Origin of the sequence: Quadrisphaera sp. GCM10027208 (genome assembly GCF_042658805.1) — a bacterium.
Taxonomy (GTDB): Bacteria; Actinomycetota; Actinomycetes; order Actinomycetales; family SCSIO-59966; genus SCSIO-59966.
This window is the reverse complement of sequence record NZ_JBHSRC010000006.1, coordinates 127,289-140,812: the sequence shown is the minus strand read 5'-3', so window position 1 is coordinate 140,812 and position 13,524 is coordinate 127,289. Positions and strand designations below refer to the sequence as shown.

The 13,524-nt window shown below is 73.6% G+C and carries 13 protein-coding genes and 2 tRNA genes; 8 read left to right on the top strand and 7 right to left on the bottom strand.

Annotation, left to right across the window (positions count from 1 at the left end; genetic code table 11):
* Positions 1-156 precede the first annotated feature (156 nt).
* Positions 157-579 carry a DUF3052 domain-containing protein gene (locus ACFP6A_RS11310; protein ID WP_379603623.1) on the bottom strand — a complete coding sequence of 141 codons (423 nt, stop codon included), beginning with the start codon at positions 577-579 and terminating at the stop codon, positions 157-159.
* Positions 580-698: 119 nt separating this feature from the next.
* Positions 699-1,121: a secondary thiamine-phosphate synthase enzyme YjbQ gene (locus ACFP6A_RS11305; RefSeq protein ID WP_379603622.1), complete on the bottom strand. Its 423-nt coding sequence runs from the start codon at positions 1,119-1,121 to the stop codon at positions 699-701.
* A gap of 168 nt (positions 1,122-1,289) precedes the next feature.
* On the opposite strand from ACFP6A_RS11305, the gene aceE reads away from it, so the two are divergent.
* On the top strand, positions 1,290-4,001 hold the full coding sequence (gene aceE, locus ACFP6A_RS11300) for a pyruvate dehydrogenase (acetyl-transferring), homodimeric type (RefSeq protein WP_379603697.1): 2,712 nt from the start codon (positions 1,290-1,292) through the stop codon (positions 3,999-4,001).
* A gap of 35 nt (positions 4,002-4,036) precedes the next feature.
* Here the strand turns inward: aceE and ACFP6A_RS11295 are convergent, their stop codons facing one another.
* Positions 4,037-4,723, bottom strand: a complete 687-nt coding sequence (locus ACFP6A_RS11295; protein WP_379603621.1) for a hypothetical protein — start codon at positions 4,721-4,723, stop codon at positions 4,037-4,039.
* A gap of 178 nt (positions 4,724-4,901) precedes the next feature.
* On the opposite strand from ACFP6A_RS11295, the gene ACFP6A_RS11290 reads away from it, so the two are divergent.
* From ACFP6A_RS11290 to fabF, 5 genes are all read left to right on the top strand, one after another.
* Positions 4,902-6,074 carry a PucR family transcriptional regulator gene (locus ACFP6A_RS11290; protein ID WP_379603620.1) on the top strand — a complete coding sequence of 391 codons (1,173 nt, stop codon included), beginning with the start codon at positions 4,902-4,904 and terminating at the stop codon, positions 6,072-6,074.
* 189 nt (positions 6,075-6,263) lie between these two features.
* Positions 6,264-7,256 (top strand): ACP S-malonyltransferase, encoded by a 993-nt coding sequence (locus ACFP6A_RS11285; protein ID WP_379603619.1) that lies wholly within the window; start codon positions 6,264-6,266, stop codon positions 7,254-7,256.
* On the top strand, positions 7,253-8,275 hold the full coding sequence (locus ACFP6A_RS11280; RefSeq protein WP_379603618.1) for a beta-ketoacyl-ACP synthase III: 1,023 nt from the start codon (positions 7,253-7,255) through the stop codon (positions 8,273-8,275). The genes ACFP6A_RS11285 and ACFP6A_RS11280 overlap by 4 nt, the downstream gene beginning before the upstream one ends.
* Before the next feature lie 97 nt (positions 8,276-8,372).
* Positions 8,373-8,621, top strand: a complete 249-nt coding sequence (locus ACFP6A_RS11275) for an acyl carrier protein (RefSeq protein ID WP_379603617.1) — start codon at positions 8,373-8,375, stop codon at positions 8,619-8,621.
* Positions 8,622-8,706: 85 nt separating this feature from the next.
* On the top strand, positions 8,707-9,942 hold the full coding sequence (gene fabF, locus ACFP6A_RS11270) for a beta-ketoacyl-ACP synthase II (protein WP_379603616.1): 1,236 nt from the start codon (positions 8,707-8,709) through the stop codon (positions 9,940-9,942).
* Positions 9,943-9,998: 56 nt separating this feature from the next.
* Here the strand turns inward: fabF and ACFP6A_RS11265 are convergent, their stop codons facing one another.
* A complete protein-coding gene (locus ACFP6A_RS11265; protein ID WP_379603615.1) occupies positions 9,999-10,499 on the bottom strand; it encodes a DUF3145 domain-containing protein in 501 nt (166 codons plus the stop codon).
* A gap of 242 nt (positions 10,500-10,741) precedes the next feature.
* On the opposite strand from ACFP6A_RS11265, the gene ACFP6A_RS11260 reads away from it, so the two are divergent.
* Both ACFP6A_RS11260 and ACFP6A_RS11255 read left to right on the top strand, forming a co-directional pair.
* Positions 10,742-11,167: a hypothetical protein gene (locus ACFP6A_RS11260; RefSeq protein ID WP_379603614.1), complete on the top strand. Its 426-nt coding sequence runs from the start codon at positions 10,742-10,744 to the stop codon at positions 11,165-11,167.
* A gap of 97 nt (positions 11,168-11,264) precedes the next feature.
* Positions 11,265-11,936, top strand: a complete 672-nt coding sequence (locus tag ACFP6A_RS11255) for a hypothetical protein (protein ID WP_379603613.1) — start codon at positions 11,265-11,267, stop codon at positions 11,934-11,936.
* A 462-nt stretch (positions 11,937-12,398) separates the two neighbouring features.
* Here ACFP6A_RS11255 and ACFP6A_RS11250 read toward each other — a convergent pair.
* From ACFP6A_RS11250 to ACFP6A_RS11240, 3 genes are all read right to left on the bottom strand, one after another.
* Positions 12,399-12,472: transfer RNA gene (locus ACFP6A_RS11250), tRNA-Ile, on the bottom strand.
* Positions 12,473-12,859: 387 nt separating this feature from the next.
* A tRNA-Asn gene (locus tag ACFP6A_RS11245) sits at positions 12,860-12,932 on the bottom strand.
* A 72-nt stretch (positions 12,933-13,004) separates the two neighbouring features.
* Positions 13,005-13,523 (bottom strand): hypothetical protein, encoded by a 519-nt coding sequence (locus ACFP6A_RS11240; RefSeq protein WP_379603612.1) that lies wholly within the window; start codon positions 13,521-13,523, stop codon positions 13,005-13,007.
* Between the last annotated feature and the right edge of the window lies 1 nt (position 13,524).

Genomic DNA, 13,524 nt, shown 5'->3' with positions numbered 1-13,524 from the left:
CACGGGCGCGGGGCGGGAGGTTGCGGGGTGGCGGGGTGGCGGGGTGGCGGGATTGCATGATCACGAAGGAGGGGCAGGGCGGTGGTGCTGTGCTGCACCGGTGACAACCGGTGACAAGCGGTGACAACCGGTGAGGACCCGTGACAGCCAGGTCCGTCAGCGGCGGTTGCGGGTGGAGAGCCGGGTACCGGACCAGTCCGGGCACGCGCTCACCGTCGAGGTCGCGTGCAGGCCCGCGGTGGGGGCCGCCTCCTCGATGTCGGAGGCCTCGACGTGGCCGGGCCGGCCCGGCTTGGGCGTGAGCAGCCACACGGTGCCGCCGTCGGCCAGGGAGGTGAGCGCGTCGACCAGCGCGTCGACGAGGTCCCCGTCCCCGTCCCGCCACCACAGCAGCACCGTGTCGACGACCTCGTCGGTCTCCTCGTCGAGGAGCTCGCCCCCGGTGACGTCCTCGACGGCGTCCCGCAGGTCGTGGTCGACGTCGTCGTCGTACCCGATCTCCTGCACCACCTGGCCGGGCCGGAAGCCCAGCTTGGTCGCCACGGCCTGACCGGCCGCGGCGTCCGCGGTCGCACCCACGCGTCGTCCCTCCTGCACGGCCCCCGAGGGGCAGTCGGTGTCTGTGTCGGGGCACGACGCTACCGCGCCGGCACCCGCTCGTGGGGGCCACCGTGCGGCCGAACGCCCCACCGGACCACTCAGCCCGTGAGCAGCGAGATCCGGACCTGACGGACTCGGTTGTCGACGTTGGTGTCGACGAGGCAGACCGACTGCCAGGTGCCCAGGGCGAGGCGGCCGTCGAGCACGGGGACCGTCACCGACGGGGAGACGAGTGCCGGCAGCACGTGGTCACGGCCGTGGCCTACTGACCCGTGGTGGTGCCGCCAGCCTTCTCCGCGCGGCCCCTCCGGCGGCAGCAGCACCCGCAGGACCGCCAGCAGGTCGGTGTCCGAGCCCGACCCGGTCTCCAGCACGGCGACTCCGGCGGTGGCGTGCGGGACGAAGACGTTGAGCAGCCCGTCGACGGCACCGGCCTCGGCGGCGAGCTCCGCGCACCGAGCGGTGATGTCGACGACCTGCTCGGCGTCGCCGGTACGCACCTCGATCAGGGTCGTGAGCATGCCGCGACCTTACGGGGGACCCGATGTGACGTCCCGGCGCGGGAGGGACAGGATGGAGGGTGCAGCGCGAGGCCGGCGTCGCGGCGACGGCCGGCCGTCGCAGAGCCGTGAGAGTAAGAGAGGCCAGACGTGGCAGCACACCAGGACGAGGGCCCGATCAGCACCGGCATGCCGGGACAGCTGCCGGACATCGACCCCGAGGAGACCCAGGAGTGGCTGGAGTCGCTCGACGGGGCCATCGACGAGCGTGGGCGGCAACGAGCCAGGTACCTCATGCTCAGCCTGCTCCAGCGCGCACGCGAGCGGCACGTCGGTGTCCCGAGCCTGGTGGCCACCGACTACGTCAACACCATCCCGCCGGAGTCCGAGCCGTGGTTCCCCGGTGACGAGGAGGTGGAGCGGCGCTACCGCGCCTGGATCCGGTGGAACGCCGCGGTCATGGTGCACCGAGCGCAGCGGCCGGAGATCTCCGTCGGCGGCCACATCTCGACGTACGCGTCGTCCGCGACCCTGTACGAGGTCGGGTTCAACCACTTCTTCCGCGGCAAGGACCACCCCGGCGGCGGGGACCACGTGTTCGTCCAGGGGCACGCCTCCCCGGGCATCTACGCCCGTGCCTTCCTCGAGGGCCGGCTCGGCGAGGAGCACCTCGACGGGTTCCGCCAGGAGCACTCGATGCCGCACGGGCTGCCGTCCTACCCGCACCCCAGGCTGATGCCGGACTTCTGGGAGTTCCCGACGGTCTCCATGGGCCTGGGCCCGATGAACGCCGTCTACCAGGCCGAGTTCAACAAGTACCTGCACGCCCGCGGGATCAAGGACACCTCCCAGCAGCACGTCTGGGCCTTCCTCGGCGACGGCGAGATGGACGAGCCGGAGAGCCGCGGCCTGCTGCACGTCGCCGCGGACCACGAGCTGGACAACCTGACGTTCGTGGTCAACGCCAACCTTCAGCGCCTCGACGGCCCCGTCCGCGGCAACGGCAAGATCATCCAGGAGCTCGAGCAGTTCTTCCGCGGCGCCGGCTGGAACGTCATCAAGGTGATCTGGGGCCGCGAGTGGGACCCGCTGCTGGCCGCCGACCGCGACGGCGCGCTCGTCAACCTCATGAACGTCACCCCGGACGGGGACTTCCAGACGTACAAGGCGGAGAGCGGGGCGTTCGTCCGCGAGCACTTCTTCGGCCGCGACCCGCGGACCCGGCGCATGGTCGAGAAGATGAGCGACGAGGAGATCTGGAACCTCAAGCGCGGTGGTCACGACTACCGCAAGGTCTACGCCGCGTACAAGGCCGCGATGGCGCACACCGGCCAGCCGACGGTCATCATCGCCAAGACCATCAAGGGATACGGCCTGGGGCCGCACTTCGCCGGCCGCAACGCCACCCACCAGATGAAGAAGCTCACCCTCGAGGACCTCAAGCTGCTCCGGGACAGCCTGCGCATCCCGGTCAGCGACGCCCAGCTCGAGGAGAACCCGTACCTGCCGCCGTACTACCACCCCGGACCCGATGCGCCCGAGGTCCAGTACCTGCTCGAGCGGCGCCACAAGCTCGGCGGCTTCGTGCCCGAGCGACGGGCACGTGCCACGACGCTGCACCTGCCCGCCGAGGACGCCTACCAGGTCGTCAAGCGCGGCTCGGGCAAGCAGCAGGTCGCCACGACGATGGCGTTCGTCCGGCTGCTCAAGGACCTCATGAAGGACAAGGAGTTCGGCGAGCGGGTGGTGCCCATCATCCCGGACGAGGCCAGGACCTTCGGGATGGACTCCTTCTTCCCGACGGCGAAGATCTACAACCCGCACGGCCAGCGCTACGTGTCGGTGGACCGGGAGCTCATGCTCTCCTACAAGGAGTCCGAGTCCGGTCAGATCCTGCACGTCGGGATCAACGAGGGCGGGGCGAGCGCCGCGTTCATCGCCGCCGGCACCTCCTACGCCACGCACGGCGAACCGATGGTGCCCGTCTACATCTTCTACTCGATGTTCGGCTTCCAGCGGACCGGGGACAACCTGTGGGCCGCCGGGGACCAGATGACCCGCGGGTTCCTCCTCGGAGCCACCGCAGGCCGCACGACGCTGACCGGCGAGGGGCTCCAGCACGCCGACGGCCACTCGCTGCTGCTCGCCTCGACCAACCCGGCCGTCGTCGCCTACGACCCGGCGTACGCCTACGAGATCGGCCACATCGTGCGGGCCGGTCTGGAGCGGATGTACGGCCAGGAGGGCGAGGACGTCGACCGGAACGTCTACTACTACCTCACCGTCTACAACGAGCCGATGGTGCAGCCGCCGGAACCGCAGGACGTGGACGTCGAAGGCATCGTCCGAGGCCTGCACAAGGTGAGTCCGGCCATGGGCAGCGGCGACCGGCCACGCGTCCAGCTGCTCGCCTCCGGGGTCGCGGTGCCGTGGGCGCTGGAGGCCCAGGAGCTGCTCGGCAAGGACTTCGGTGTCGACGCCGACGTCTGGAGCGTGACGTCGTGGAACGAGCTGCGCCGCGACGGGCTGGCTTGCGACGAGTGGGCGTTCGACCACCCCGGTGAGCAGGCACCGGTGCCGTTCGTCGCTCAGCGGCTGGGTGACGCTCCTGGCCCGGTCGTCGCGGTCAGTGACTGGATGCGCGCCGTCCCGGACCAGATCCGCCAGTACGTGCCGCAGGAGTACGTCTCGCTGGGCACCGACGGCTTCGGGTTCTCCGACACCCGTCCCGCTGCTCGCCGGTACTTCCACGTCGACGGGCCGTCCATCGCCTACCAGGCGCTGCGCGTACTGGAGTCCCGCGGCGAGGTGGACACCGGGGTGGCGGCCAAGGCGTACGAGCGGTACCGCCTGGACGACGTGACCGCGGGGACGACGGGTACCGCGGGCGGCGACGCCTGAGTCCGCGGCCGCCACACGGGGGGCCGTGACCGGGGTCAGCGAGTGGTGAACCGCCCCCGGTCGCGGTCCGCCTCGGTGATCGCCCGTTCCAGCTCGGCGCGCAGCGGCTCGACCTGCGTGGTGTCCGGGTGCTCGGCGAGCACCTCGAGGTGCCGTCGGGCCTCGCTGATGCGTCCGGCCTCGACCGCGGCGTGCACGAGGTGGCGCCCTGCCTGCACGGTGTGCTCCCGGGGGCGCCAGTGACCGACCCCGAGCCCAAGTGCCTCCGACGGCATCCCGGCGTCCCGGAGCATCGCCAGGCCCTCGGCCAGCGCCTGACCGGAGGGGTCGCGCTCGGCGGCGGTGCCCAGACGGCGCAGCGCGCCGTCGCGGTCCTCGTGCACGGACAGCCGGGCCAGCTCGATCAGCGGGTACCAGGCGCGGTGGTTGCCGGCCAACTCCTCGGCCAGGGCCCACACCGCGTCGTCGGCGGCCCGCTGCGGGTCGCCGTCGACGTGCCCCTCGGCAGCCCGGCGGCGGACGATGTCCGCGAGCCGGACGAAGGCCGACGAGTCGTTGGGGTCCTCGCGCAGCCGATCGCGCAGGTGGACCTCCTCTGCGGCGTCGATCGGGAGCCGGCGGCGCCGCCGCGGCCGCAGTGCCGCAGGGGGGCGCAGCGCGGGCCCGAGCCCTGCGGTGCGGGCCAGGCGTACACGGCGGCGGAGTCGGTCGAGCAGTCCCATGGCGTCCTTCCCCCTCGGCGGGCCCGGTCCGCACCCGAGGCACCGGCAGCGAGGGCGTGGCTTGACCTGACCCTAACCCAACCCGGCCGAGCGCGCGGCCCCCTGCACCGGCTGGTCCGCACGCACCCGCTCACCCGAGAGTTGTGGTCCTCCCACAACGGCCGCCTATCCTCCGCCCATGACGGACGCGTCAGAGGAGACCGCGGAGCGGCTGCACCGGGCCGTCGGACGGCTGGCGACCGCAGCCCTGCGCCGCCTCGACGAGACGCTGCCGTGGTACCGGGCGATGCCGCCCCAGGACCGCTCCTGGGTCGGGCTGGTGGCCCAGGCCGGCATCTCGGCCTTCCTCGCCTGGTACCGGGACCCGGAAGGTCCGCTGGAGATCACCGCCGACGTCTTCGGCACCGCACCGCGTGAGCTGACCCGCTCGGTCAGCCTGAGCCAGACCCTCGAGCTGGTCCGCGCCGTGGTCGACGTCGTCGAGGAGAACGTCGCCTCGATCGCTCCCGCGGATGGGCGGCAGGAGCTGCGGGAGGCAGTGCTGCGGTACTCCCGTGAGGTGGCGTTCGCCGCCGCCCAGGTCTACGCCTCGGCGGCGGAGGCACGGGGCGCCTGGGACGCACGGCTGGAGGCGCTCGTCGTCGACGCCCTGCTGCGCGGAGAGGCGGACGAGGTGCTCGCCTCCCGGGCCGCCGCCCTCGGTTGGCAGGGCCACGAGCACGTCGTCGTCGTCGCCGGGACACCGCCTCCAGGCACCAGCGAGGACGTCGCCGACGAGCTGCGCCGGCTGGCCCGCAAGGCGGCCGACGACGCCCTCGTCGGCCTGCAGGGCGAGCACCTGCTGGTCGTCCTCGGGTCCTCTGGAGACCCCCGGGACGCCGTTGCCGGACTGGCCGCCCGGCTCGGGGCCGGCCCGGTCGTCGTCGGGCCCGTCGTCCCCGGGCTTGCGGACGCCGGGCGGTCGGCGCGGGCCGCGCTGGCAGGCCTCGTCGCGGCCAGGGCCTGGCCGCAGGCGCCGCGCCCGGTGGCCGCCGACGACCTGCTGCCCGAACGGGTGCTCGCCGGAGACGTCACCGCGCGACGGGCCCTGGTCGACCGCGCCTGGACGCCGCTGCAGGACGCCGGCAGCGCCCTCGCCGAGACCCTCTCGGCGTACCTGGCCACCGGTCGGTCCGTGGAGGGGACGGCCCGGGCGCTGTTCGTCCACCCGAACACCGTCCGCTACCGGCTGCGGCGGGTCGCCGAGGTGACCGGGTGGGACCCGCTGTCACCCCGGGAGGCGTTCGTGCTGCAGACCGCGGTGGCGCTCGGTCTGCTCGCCGACCGGCCGTCTCGGCGCGGCCCCCGTTGACCGACGCAGGGCCGAGTTCCCTGACGGCCGACTTCTCTGACGGCCGAGTTCCCTGACGGCCGAGTTCCCTGACGGCCGAGTTCCCTGACCACCCCATGACCACTGTTGGGGGAACCCTCCAACAACGCCGTCCCGGGTTCGTGGGCGTCACACCCTCCGGGTTGGCTTCGGTGGGGGCAGGCTGGAGCGGTGCTGGCTCTTCTGTGCCCTGGTCAGGGCTCCCAGACCCCGGGCTTCCTGACCCCCTGGACCGAGCGGTCCGCCGTCCGCGACCGGCTCGAGCGGCTGTCCGCCGTCGCCGGCGTCGACCTGCTCGCCCACGGCACCACCTCGGACGCCGAGACCATCCGGGACACCGCCGTCGCCCAGCCGCTCATCGTCGCCGCGGGGCTGGCCGTGCTGCCGGAGCTGCTCGACGGCATCGACCGTGCACACGACGCACACGGCGCAGACGACGCCGCCACCGGTCCGGACGTCGTCGCCGGCCACTCCGTGGGCGAGATCACCGCGGCCGTGGTTGCCGGCGTGCTGACCGAGGACGACGCGATCACCCTGGTCCGTGAGCGTGGCCGGGCGATGGCCGAGGCCGCCGCCGTCGTCCCGACCGGGATGAGCGCGGTGCTGGGTGGAGACCCCGACGATGTCGCCGCGGCGCTGGAGCGCCACGGCCTGACGGCCGCGAACGTCAACGGCGCAGGCCAGGTGGTCGCCGCCGGCCCGCTCGACCGGCTCGCCGCCCTGGCCCAGGACCCTCCGACCCGCAGTCGCGTCGTCCCCCTGCAGGTCGCCGGGGCCTTCCACACCGCCTACATGGCGCCGGCCGTGGAGGCCCTCGCCCGCTGCGCCGCGGACGTCACCGCAGCAGACCCGCGGAGGCGGCTGCTGTCCAACGCGGACGGCGCAGTGGTCGGCGACGGCCGCGAGGTCCTCGACCGGCTGGTCGGTCAGGTCAGCCGTCCGGTGCGCTGGGACCTGTGCCAGGCGACTCTCGCCGACATGGGTGTCACCGCCGTCCTCGAGCTGCCACCGGCCGGGACGCTGACCGGCCTGGCCCGCCGGGCCCTGCCCGGCGTGGAGACGCTCGCCCTGCGCACCCCGGATGACCTGGACGCCGCCCGCGACCTCGTCCTCCGCCACGCCGAGCGGACCTCCGCCGCCCAGACCTCCGGGGCCCGGGCATGACCGGCGCCGGTGCAGCAGGCGCCGCTCGACTCACGGCCGCCCAGGGCGCCCGGCACGCCCGCATCCTCGCCGTCGGCGGCTACCGGCCCGAGCGGGTCGTGACGAACGCGGAGGTCTGCGAGCTCATCGACTCCAGCGACGAGTGGATCCGGGAGCGCTCCGGGATCATCACCCGGCACCGGGCCGCGCCCGACGAGAGCGTCACCGACATGGCGGAGTCGGCGTCCCGGGCGGCGCTGGAGCACGCTGGCCTGGCCGGTCCGGACGTCGACGCCGTCATCGTCGCCACGGTGACGCACCCGTACCAGACGCCGTCCTCGGCCACGCTGCTCGCCCACCGGCTCGGCGCCACCCCGGCCCCGGCGTTCGACGTCTCCGCGGCCTGCGCCGGTTTCGGGCACGGGGTGTCGTTGGCCTCCGACATGGTCCGCGGCGGGTCGGCCCGCACGGTTCTCGTCGTCGGGGTGGAGAAGCTGTCCGACTTCACCGACCCGCGCGACCGCTCCACGGCCTTCCTGTTCGGGGACGGCGCGGGCGCCGTCGTCATCGGGCCGTCCGAGCAGCCGGGAATCGGCCCCACCGTGTGGGGCTCGGACGGCGAGCAGTGGGACGTCATCTCCCAGAAGCACTCCTGGATCGACGTCCGGGACTCCCACGCCGAGTGGCCGGCCTTGCGGATGGCCGGCCAGCAGGTGTTCCGGTGGGCCGTCTGGCAGATGGCCCCGGTGGCCCGCAAGGCGCTCGACGCGGCGGGGGTCAGCGCCGAGGACCTCGGCGCGTTCATCCCCCACCAGGCGAACATGCGCATCATCGACGCGATGATCAAGCAGCTGCGGCTGCCCGAGCACGTGCCGGTGGCCCGCGACATCGCCGAGACCGGCAACACCTCCGCGGCGTCCATCCCGCTGGCGATGGAGCGCATGCTGCGAGAGGGCCGGGCGCACTCCGGCGACCTGGCCCTGCTCATCGGCTTCGGCGCCGGCCTCTCCTACGCCGCGCAGGTCGTCGTCCTGCCCTGACCCGGACGCCGCCAGCGGCCCCTACCCGTCCCGACCCCCCGCCGCCGGCGGGTGCACCACGCACACCGACCACCACGGAGAAGGAGAACCACCAGACATGGCGCAGAGCGAGCAGGAGATCCTCGAGGGCATCGCGGAGCTCGTCAACGAGGAGACCGGGCTGCCCAAGGAGTCCGTCGAGATGGACAAGTCGTTCACCGACGACCTCGACATCGACTCGCTGTCGATGACCTCGATCGTCGTGCAGGCCGAGGACAAGTTCGGCGTGAAGATCCCGGACGAGGACACGAAGAACCTCAAGACGGTGCGCGACGTCGTCAACTACGTCCAGCAGGCCCAGGGCTGACCCGCCAGGCCGCCCGCCGCCCGGCCCCGGCGACCCCGGGGCGGGCGGCTGCTCCGACCCTCTCCCACCCCTGGAGGCACCGTCCATGAGCCCCCGCACCGTCGTCGTCACCGGCCTGGGCGCCACCACCCCGCTCGGCGGTGACATCGCCAGCACCTGGCAGGCGACCCTCGAGGGCCGGTCCGGCGCGCGCACGCTGACCGAGGACTGGGTCACCGAGCTGGAGCTGCCGGTGACCTTCGCCGCCCCGCTCGCCATGCCGACCAGCGAGGTGCTGCCCCGGCACGAGGCCAAGCGGCTCGACCCGTCCGGGCAGTACGCGCTCGTCGCCTCCCGCGAGGCGTGGGCGGACGCCGGAGCACCGGACGTCGAGGGCGAACGGCTCGGCGCCGTGATCGCCTCCGGCATCGGCGGGGTGTGGACGCTGCTGTCGGCCTACGACGTGCTCAAGGAGCGCGGGCCGCGGCGGGTGCTGCCGCTGACGGTGCCGATGCTCATGCCGAACGGTGCGGCCGCGGCCGTCGGCCTCGACCTCGGGGCCCGGGCCGGCGTCCACACCCCGGTATCGGCGTGCGCCTCCGGTGCCGAGGCACTGGCCTACGCGGTGGGGATGATCCGGGACGGTCGGGCCGACGTCGTGGTCGCCGGCGGCACGGAGGCCGCGATCCACCCGCTGCCGATCGCCGGGTTCGCCGCGATGCAGGCGCTGTCCACCCGCAACGACGACCCGGCCGCGGCGTCGCGGCCGTACGACGCCGGCCGGGACGGCTTCGTCCTCGGTGAGGGGGCCGCGGTCGTCGTCCTGGAGTCCGCGGAGCACGCCCGGGCGCGTGGGGCGCGCGTCTACGCGGAGCTCGTCTCGGCCGGGACGACCTCCGACGCCCACCACATCGCCGCCCCCGAGCCGGACGGGCGCGGGGCGGCGCGCGCCGTGCGCAGCGCCCTGGAGACCGGCGAGATCGACCCGGCCGACGTCGTCCACGTCAACGCGCACGCCACCTCCACGCCGGCCGGGGACGTCGCCGAGGCGCGCAGCCTGCGGGCCTCCCTCGGCGCCGCGCTCGACGGCGTCGCGGTCAGCGCGACGAAGTCCATGACCGGGCACCTGCTGGGCGCCGCCGGTGCGCTGGAGAGCGTCTACACGGTGCTGGCACTGCACCACCGCACCGCCCCGCCGACCATCAACGTCGACGAGCTGGACCCGGAGATCGACCTCGACGTCGTGCGGGGCGAGCCGCGGGCCCTGCGAGCAGGGGTGGCGCTGAACAACTCCTTCGGGTTCGGCGGCCACAACGTGGCGCTGGCGTTCCGCAGCGTCTGACTGCCGGAAGGCTACGACGCGGTGGACCCGCCGCGAACGGCGACGGCGGTGGCAGGTCAGCCGACGCGGTGCAACCAGCGCACGGGGGCGCCGTCCCCGGCGTACCGGAACGGCTCGAGCTCGCGGTCCCACGCGGCTCCGAGAGCCAGGTCGAGCTCGGCGCGCATCCGCTCTGGGTCCTCGGCCAGCTCCAGTGCCGCGCGGACCCGGTCCTCGGGGACCAGCACGTTGCCGTGCACGTCAGTGACCGCGTGGAAGATGCCCAGCTCGGGCGTGTGGCTCCAGCGGGCGCCGTCCACGCCGGGACTCGGCTCCTCGGTCACCTCGTAACGCAGGTGCGCCCATCCGCGCAGGGCAGAGGTGAGGCGCGCCCCGGTGCCCGGGGTGGCCTGCCAGGACAGCTCTCCACGGAACAGCCCGGGGGCGGCCGGTTGCGCCGTCCAGTCCAGGGCGACGCGCACGCCAAGGACGCCGCCGGCGGCCCACTCGACGTGTGGGCACAGCGCCCGCGGCGCGGAGTGCACGAACAGGACGCCGCGCGTCATGGCTCCGGACATCTCACCCTCCCTGGTTCGAGCTCGAGGTGCGTCTTCCCCAACGGACCTCGGTGAACCCCGGGTGCTGCTCCGGTGCGGCACGGCGCGGTGCCTGCCGCTGGGCATTCTGCCCTACCGCGGGGCGGTCTACCAGCCCCCGCTGGCCACTTGCCGCGAACCGGCGGTCACCGAGGGGTGAAGTCGGGACGGTGACGTGCCGATGCACGGAACGAACCGGACCACGTGAGAGAGCGAGAACGCGGGTGGACGACGTCGAGCGGCTGATGGCCGAGGCCTACGACCAGGGCGTGGTCAGCGAGGTGATCCGCCCGGCGGCGATCGTCCCCGAGGACGCCGCCCGGTCGGTGCTCGTCGAGCTGGCGCTGCGGGACGTGCAGAACGGCGGCGTCTGGCAGTCGGAGCCGACGCTGTGGAGCCGGTACGACCGGCCGTGGCACGGGGCCCACAACCCCGCCGGCGCCGAGCTCATCGGCACCATCCAGGTCGCGTACGGCACTCCGACCAAGTACGAGATCACCATCTACCGGGTGACGGTGACCCGGCTGGGGACCGAGGCCGGCTGGACGGTCGAGGCGCTGACCGACGAGGCGCTCGGCTACGGCGGTCTCACCCTGGCGAGCTGCCCACGCGCCACGCTGGCAGCACCCCCCAAGCCGTTCCGGTTCTGAGCCGAGTCCCGACCGGACCGGCTCCGACCCGGCGTCCGGCCGGGTCGAGCCGGTGGCCCCGGCTGCGGCGTCCGGCTGTGGTTGGGAAGATGGACGGGTGCCACGCCGCCACCACCGCCCCGCGCTGCTGAGCAGCGACGTGCTGGAGTCGCTCCAGGGCGGTGCCGGCGACCCGGCGCTGCGGGCGGAGGCCGCCCACGCCACCGCCCGGCTCCTCGTCGAAGGGGTCCGCGACGAGCAGGACGCCGAGCTGTCGGCGCGGGTCGTCCGCCTCGCCGACGAGTACGGCCTCGAGCCCCTCGCCGAGCTGTGGGCCGACTCTCCACCGGACTCCCTGCCAGGTGCCCTGTGGCGCCTCTACGCGTTGCGCCAGTGGGTGCACGCCGACCCTGCGGCAGCGGCGGCACAGTTCGCCGAGGGGAGCCGCCGCGCTCCCGTCCACCACGCCGTCGCGGGAGTGGCCGACCCGCCCGGCCCCGAGGAGGTGCGCTCGCTCGTCGACGCCGTGCTCTCCGGAGTAGCCCACGGGGACGTCGCCACCACCCTGGAACGGGCTGCGGCCTTCGCCCGCGTCGTCGCCGTCGGGCGGGCGGACCAGGCCGCGGACTCCCCCGGCGCGACCGCCGTCGGGACTGCGGGCAGCGAGGGCAGCCGGCTGACGATGTCCGCCGCTCGGCTCGTGCGGACCGCCGAACAGCTCGAGGTGGCCGCTCGGCGCCTGCGCGAGAACGACCGCCGCCGGGAAGCATCCGAGGACTCACCGGGTTAGGGTTGGTCGTGCGCCGGGCCGCGGTAGCCCCGGGCTCCACTTCAAGCCGCTTCGAGCGGCCACGCGCCGAGAGGCGCTCCCGGCCCGGCGCACCTCACTCTCTCGCTTACTCCCGGTGTGGAGGCCGTGCGTCCAGCGACCGCTGAGACGGCCACCGCCGTTGCGCGCATACCTGAGGCGAGAACGGGTACTCACTGGCTGTGAGCCGGGGCTCCATGAAGGACCTCTGGGGCCCCGGTGATCGATTCTTTACTTTTACTTGACTCGCACTTGCCGACCGGAGAGGATTCCGGTGCGGCCCCTCTCGAGGGGCCGTCCACCCGTCCGTGGCGGCTTCCGCGGACGCGCGACACACCCGTCGCTCGGTGGTCCTCCCCGGAGGATGGGACCGGACCCGGTCCGGCGGCGCAGCTCGAGGGGACGCCGCCGGGCCGGGTTCACCCCGTTGTGGAGGTCTCCCTGTGGGGCAGGTGGGACTTGAACCCACGACGGGCGGATTATGAGTCCGCTGCTCTGACCGGCTGAGCTACTGCCCCGACGCCCGGACTGTACCCACCCCTCTTCGGTGATCATGCAATCCCGCCACCCGCCGGCCCACCCCTCGGTGATCATGCAATCCCGCCACCCGCCGGCCCACCCCTCGGTGATCATGCAATCCCGCCACCCCGTGAGCGGCGTGCACCCACATGAGGGCTCGCCGCTACAGTCCGATCCCGCGCAGAATGCTGGGTTCGTCACAGCTTTGCCGGCGAGTCGCGCCACCAACTCGGCATTCTGCGGGCTGGCCCGAGGACCCGGGGGCCCGGTGGCGGGGTGGCGGGATTGCATGATCACGACGAGGGGACTGTCGACTGATCACGGGTGGGCCCGGTGGCGGGGTGGCGGGATTGCATGATCACGAAGAGTGAGGCGGTTGAGAGGTGCTCCCGCGACTGGACTCGAACCAGTAACCTGCCGGTTAACAGCCGGCTGCTCTGCCAATTGAGCTACGCGGGACCGTGCCGACCCGGAGTCGAACGCCCCGGGCACGCGAGTCGGAACTCTAGCAAACCTGGCCGGCCGGTCCGCTCACCCGGGGACGAGCCCAGCAGCCGCCTCCACCTCGCGTCGCGCTTCCTCCACCGAGCGGCGGACGACGGGGTCCTCCAGGGAGACGCCGGCGTCCGGGACGACCTGGCTGACGAACCCGTCCGGCGTCCGGCGGACGGCCACCCGGACGCCGCGGCGGCCACGGACCGGGACCCTCCGGGCCAGCACGACGGAGGCCTGGACCCGTTCCCGCAACGTCTCCGGGAGCAGGGTGCGCGTGTCACCGGAAAGCCCCAGGCGCACGTAGCCGCCCTCGACGAGGTGGACGTCGACCGCCCCGGCCTCCGGGTCCCAGGTCGCGGTGTCGATCTCGTGCCAGAGCGCCGACAGCCTCCGCGCGTCCGCGTCACCGACGACCAGCCGCTCGGCGGTGGCCACGGCCGTCCCGCCGTCGTCGAGCTCGGCGACCGCGAGCAGCCGCTCGCCCGCGACGCCGAGGGACTCCGCCGTCCGGGCGTCCAGCCGTGGCCGCCGGGGGAACCGTTCTCGCAGACCCATG

Excerpts from the sequence above, each read along its gene's own strand:
- ACFP6A_RS11290 (WP_379603620.1), top strand. The coding sequence starts at position 4,902 with ATGACGGACGCGTCAGAGGAGACCGCGGAGCGGCTGCACCGGGCCGTC.
- ACFP6A_RS11275 (WP_379603617.1), top strand. The coding sequence starts at position 8,373 with ATGGCGCAGAGCGAGCAGGAGATCCTCGAGGGCATCGCGGAGCTCGTC.
- ACFP6A_RS11305 (WP_379603622.1), bottom strand. The coding sequence starts at position 1,121 with ATGCTCACGACCCTGATCGAGGTGCGTACCGGCGACGCCGAGCAGGTC.
- ACFP6A_RS11240 (WP_379603612.1), bottom strand. The coding sequence starts at position 13,523 with ATGGGTCTGCGAGAACGGTTCCCCCGGCGGCCACGGCTGGACGCCCGG.
- ACFP6A_RS11295 (WP_379603621.1), bottom strand. The coding sequence starts at position 4,723 with ATGGGACTGCTCGACCGACTCCGCCGCCGTGTACGCCTGGCCCGCACC.
- ACFP6A_RS11265 (WP_379603615.1), bottom strand. The coding sequence starts at position 10,499 with ATGTCCGGAGCCATGACGCGCGGCGTCCTGTTCGTGCACTCCGCGCCG.
- aceE (WP_379603697.1), top strand. The coding sequence starts at position 1,290 with ATGCCGGGACAGCTGCCGGACATCGACCCCGAGGAGACCCAGGAGTGG.
- fabF (WP_379603616.1), top strand. The coding sequence starts at position 8,707 with ATGAGCCCCCGCACCGTCGTCGTCACCGGCCTGGGCGCCACCACCCCG.
- ACFP6A_RS11280 (WP_379603618.1), top strand. The coding sequence starts at position 7,253 with ATGACCGGCGCCGGTGCAGCAGGCGCCGCTCGACTCACGGCCGCCCAG.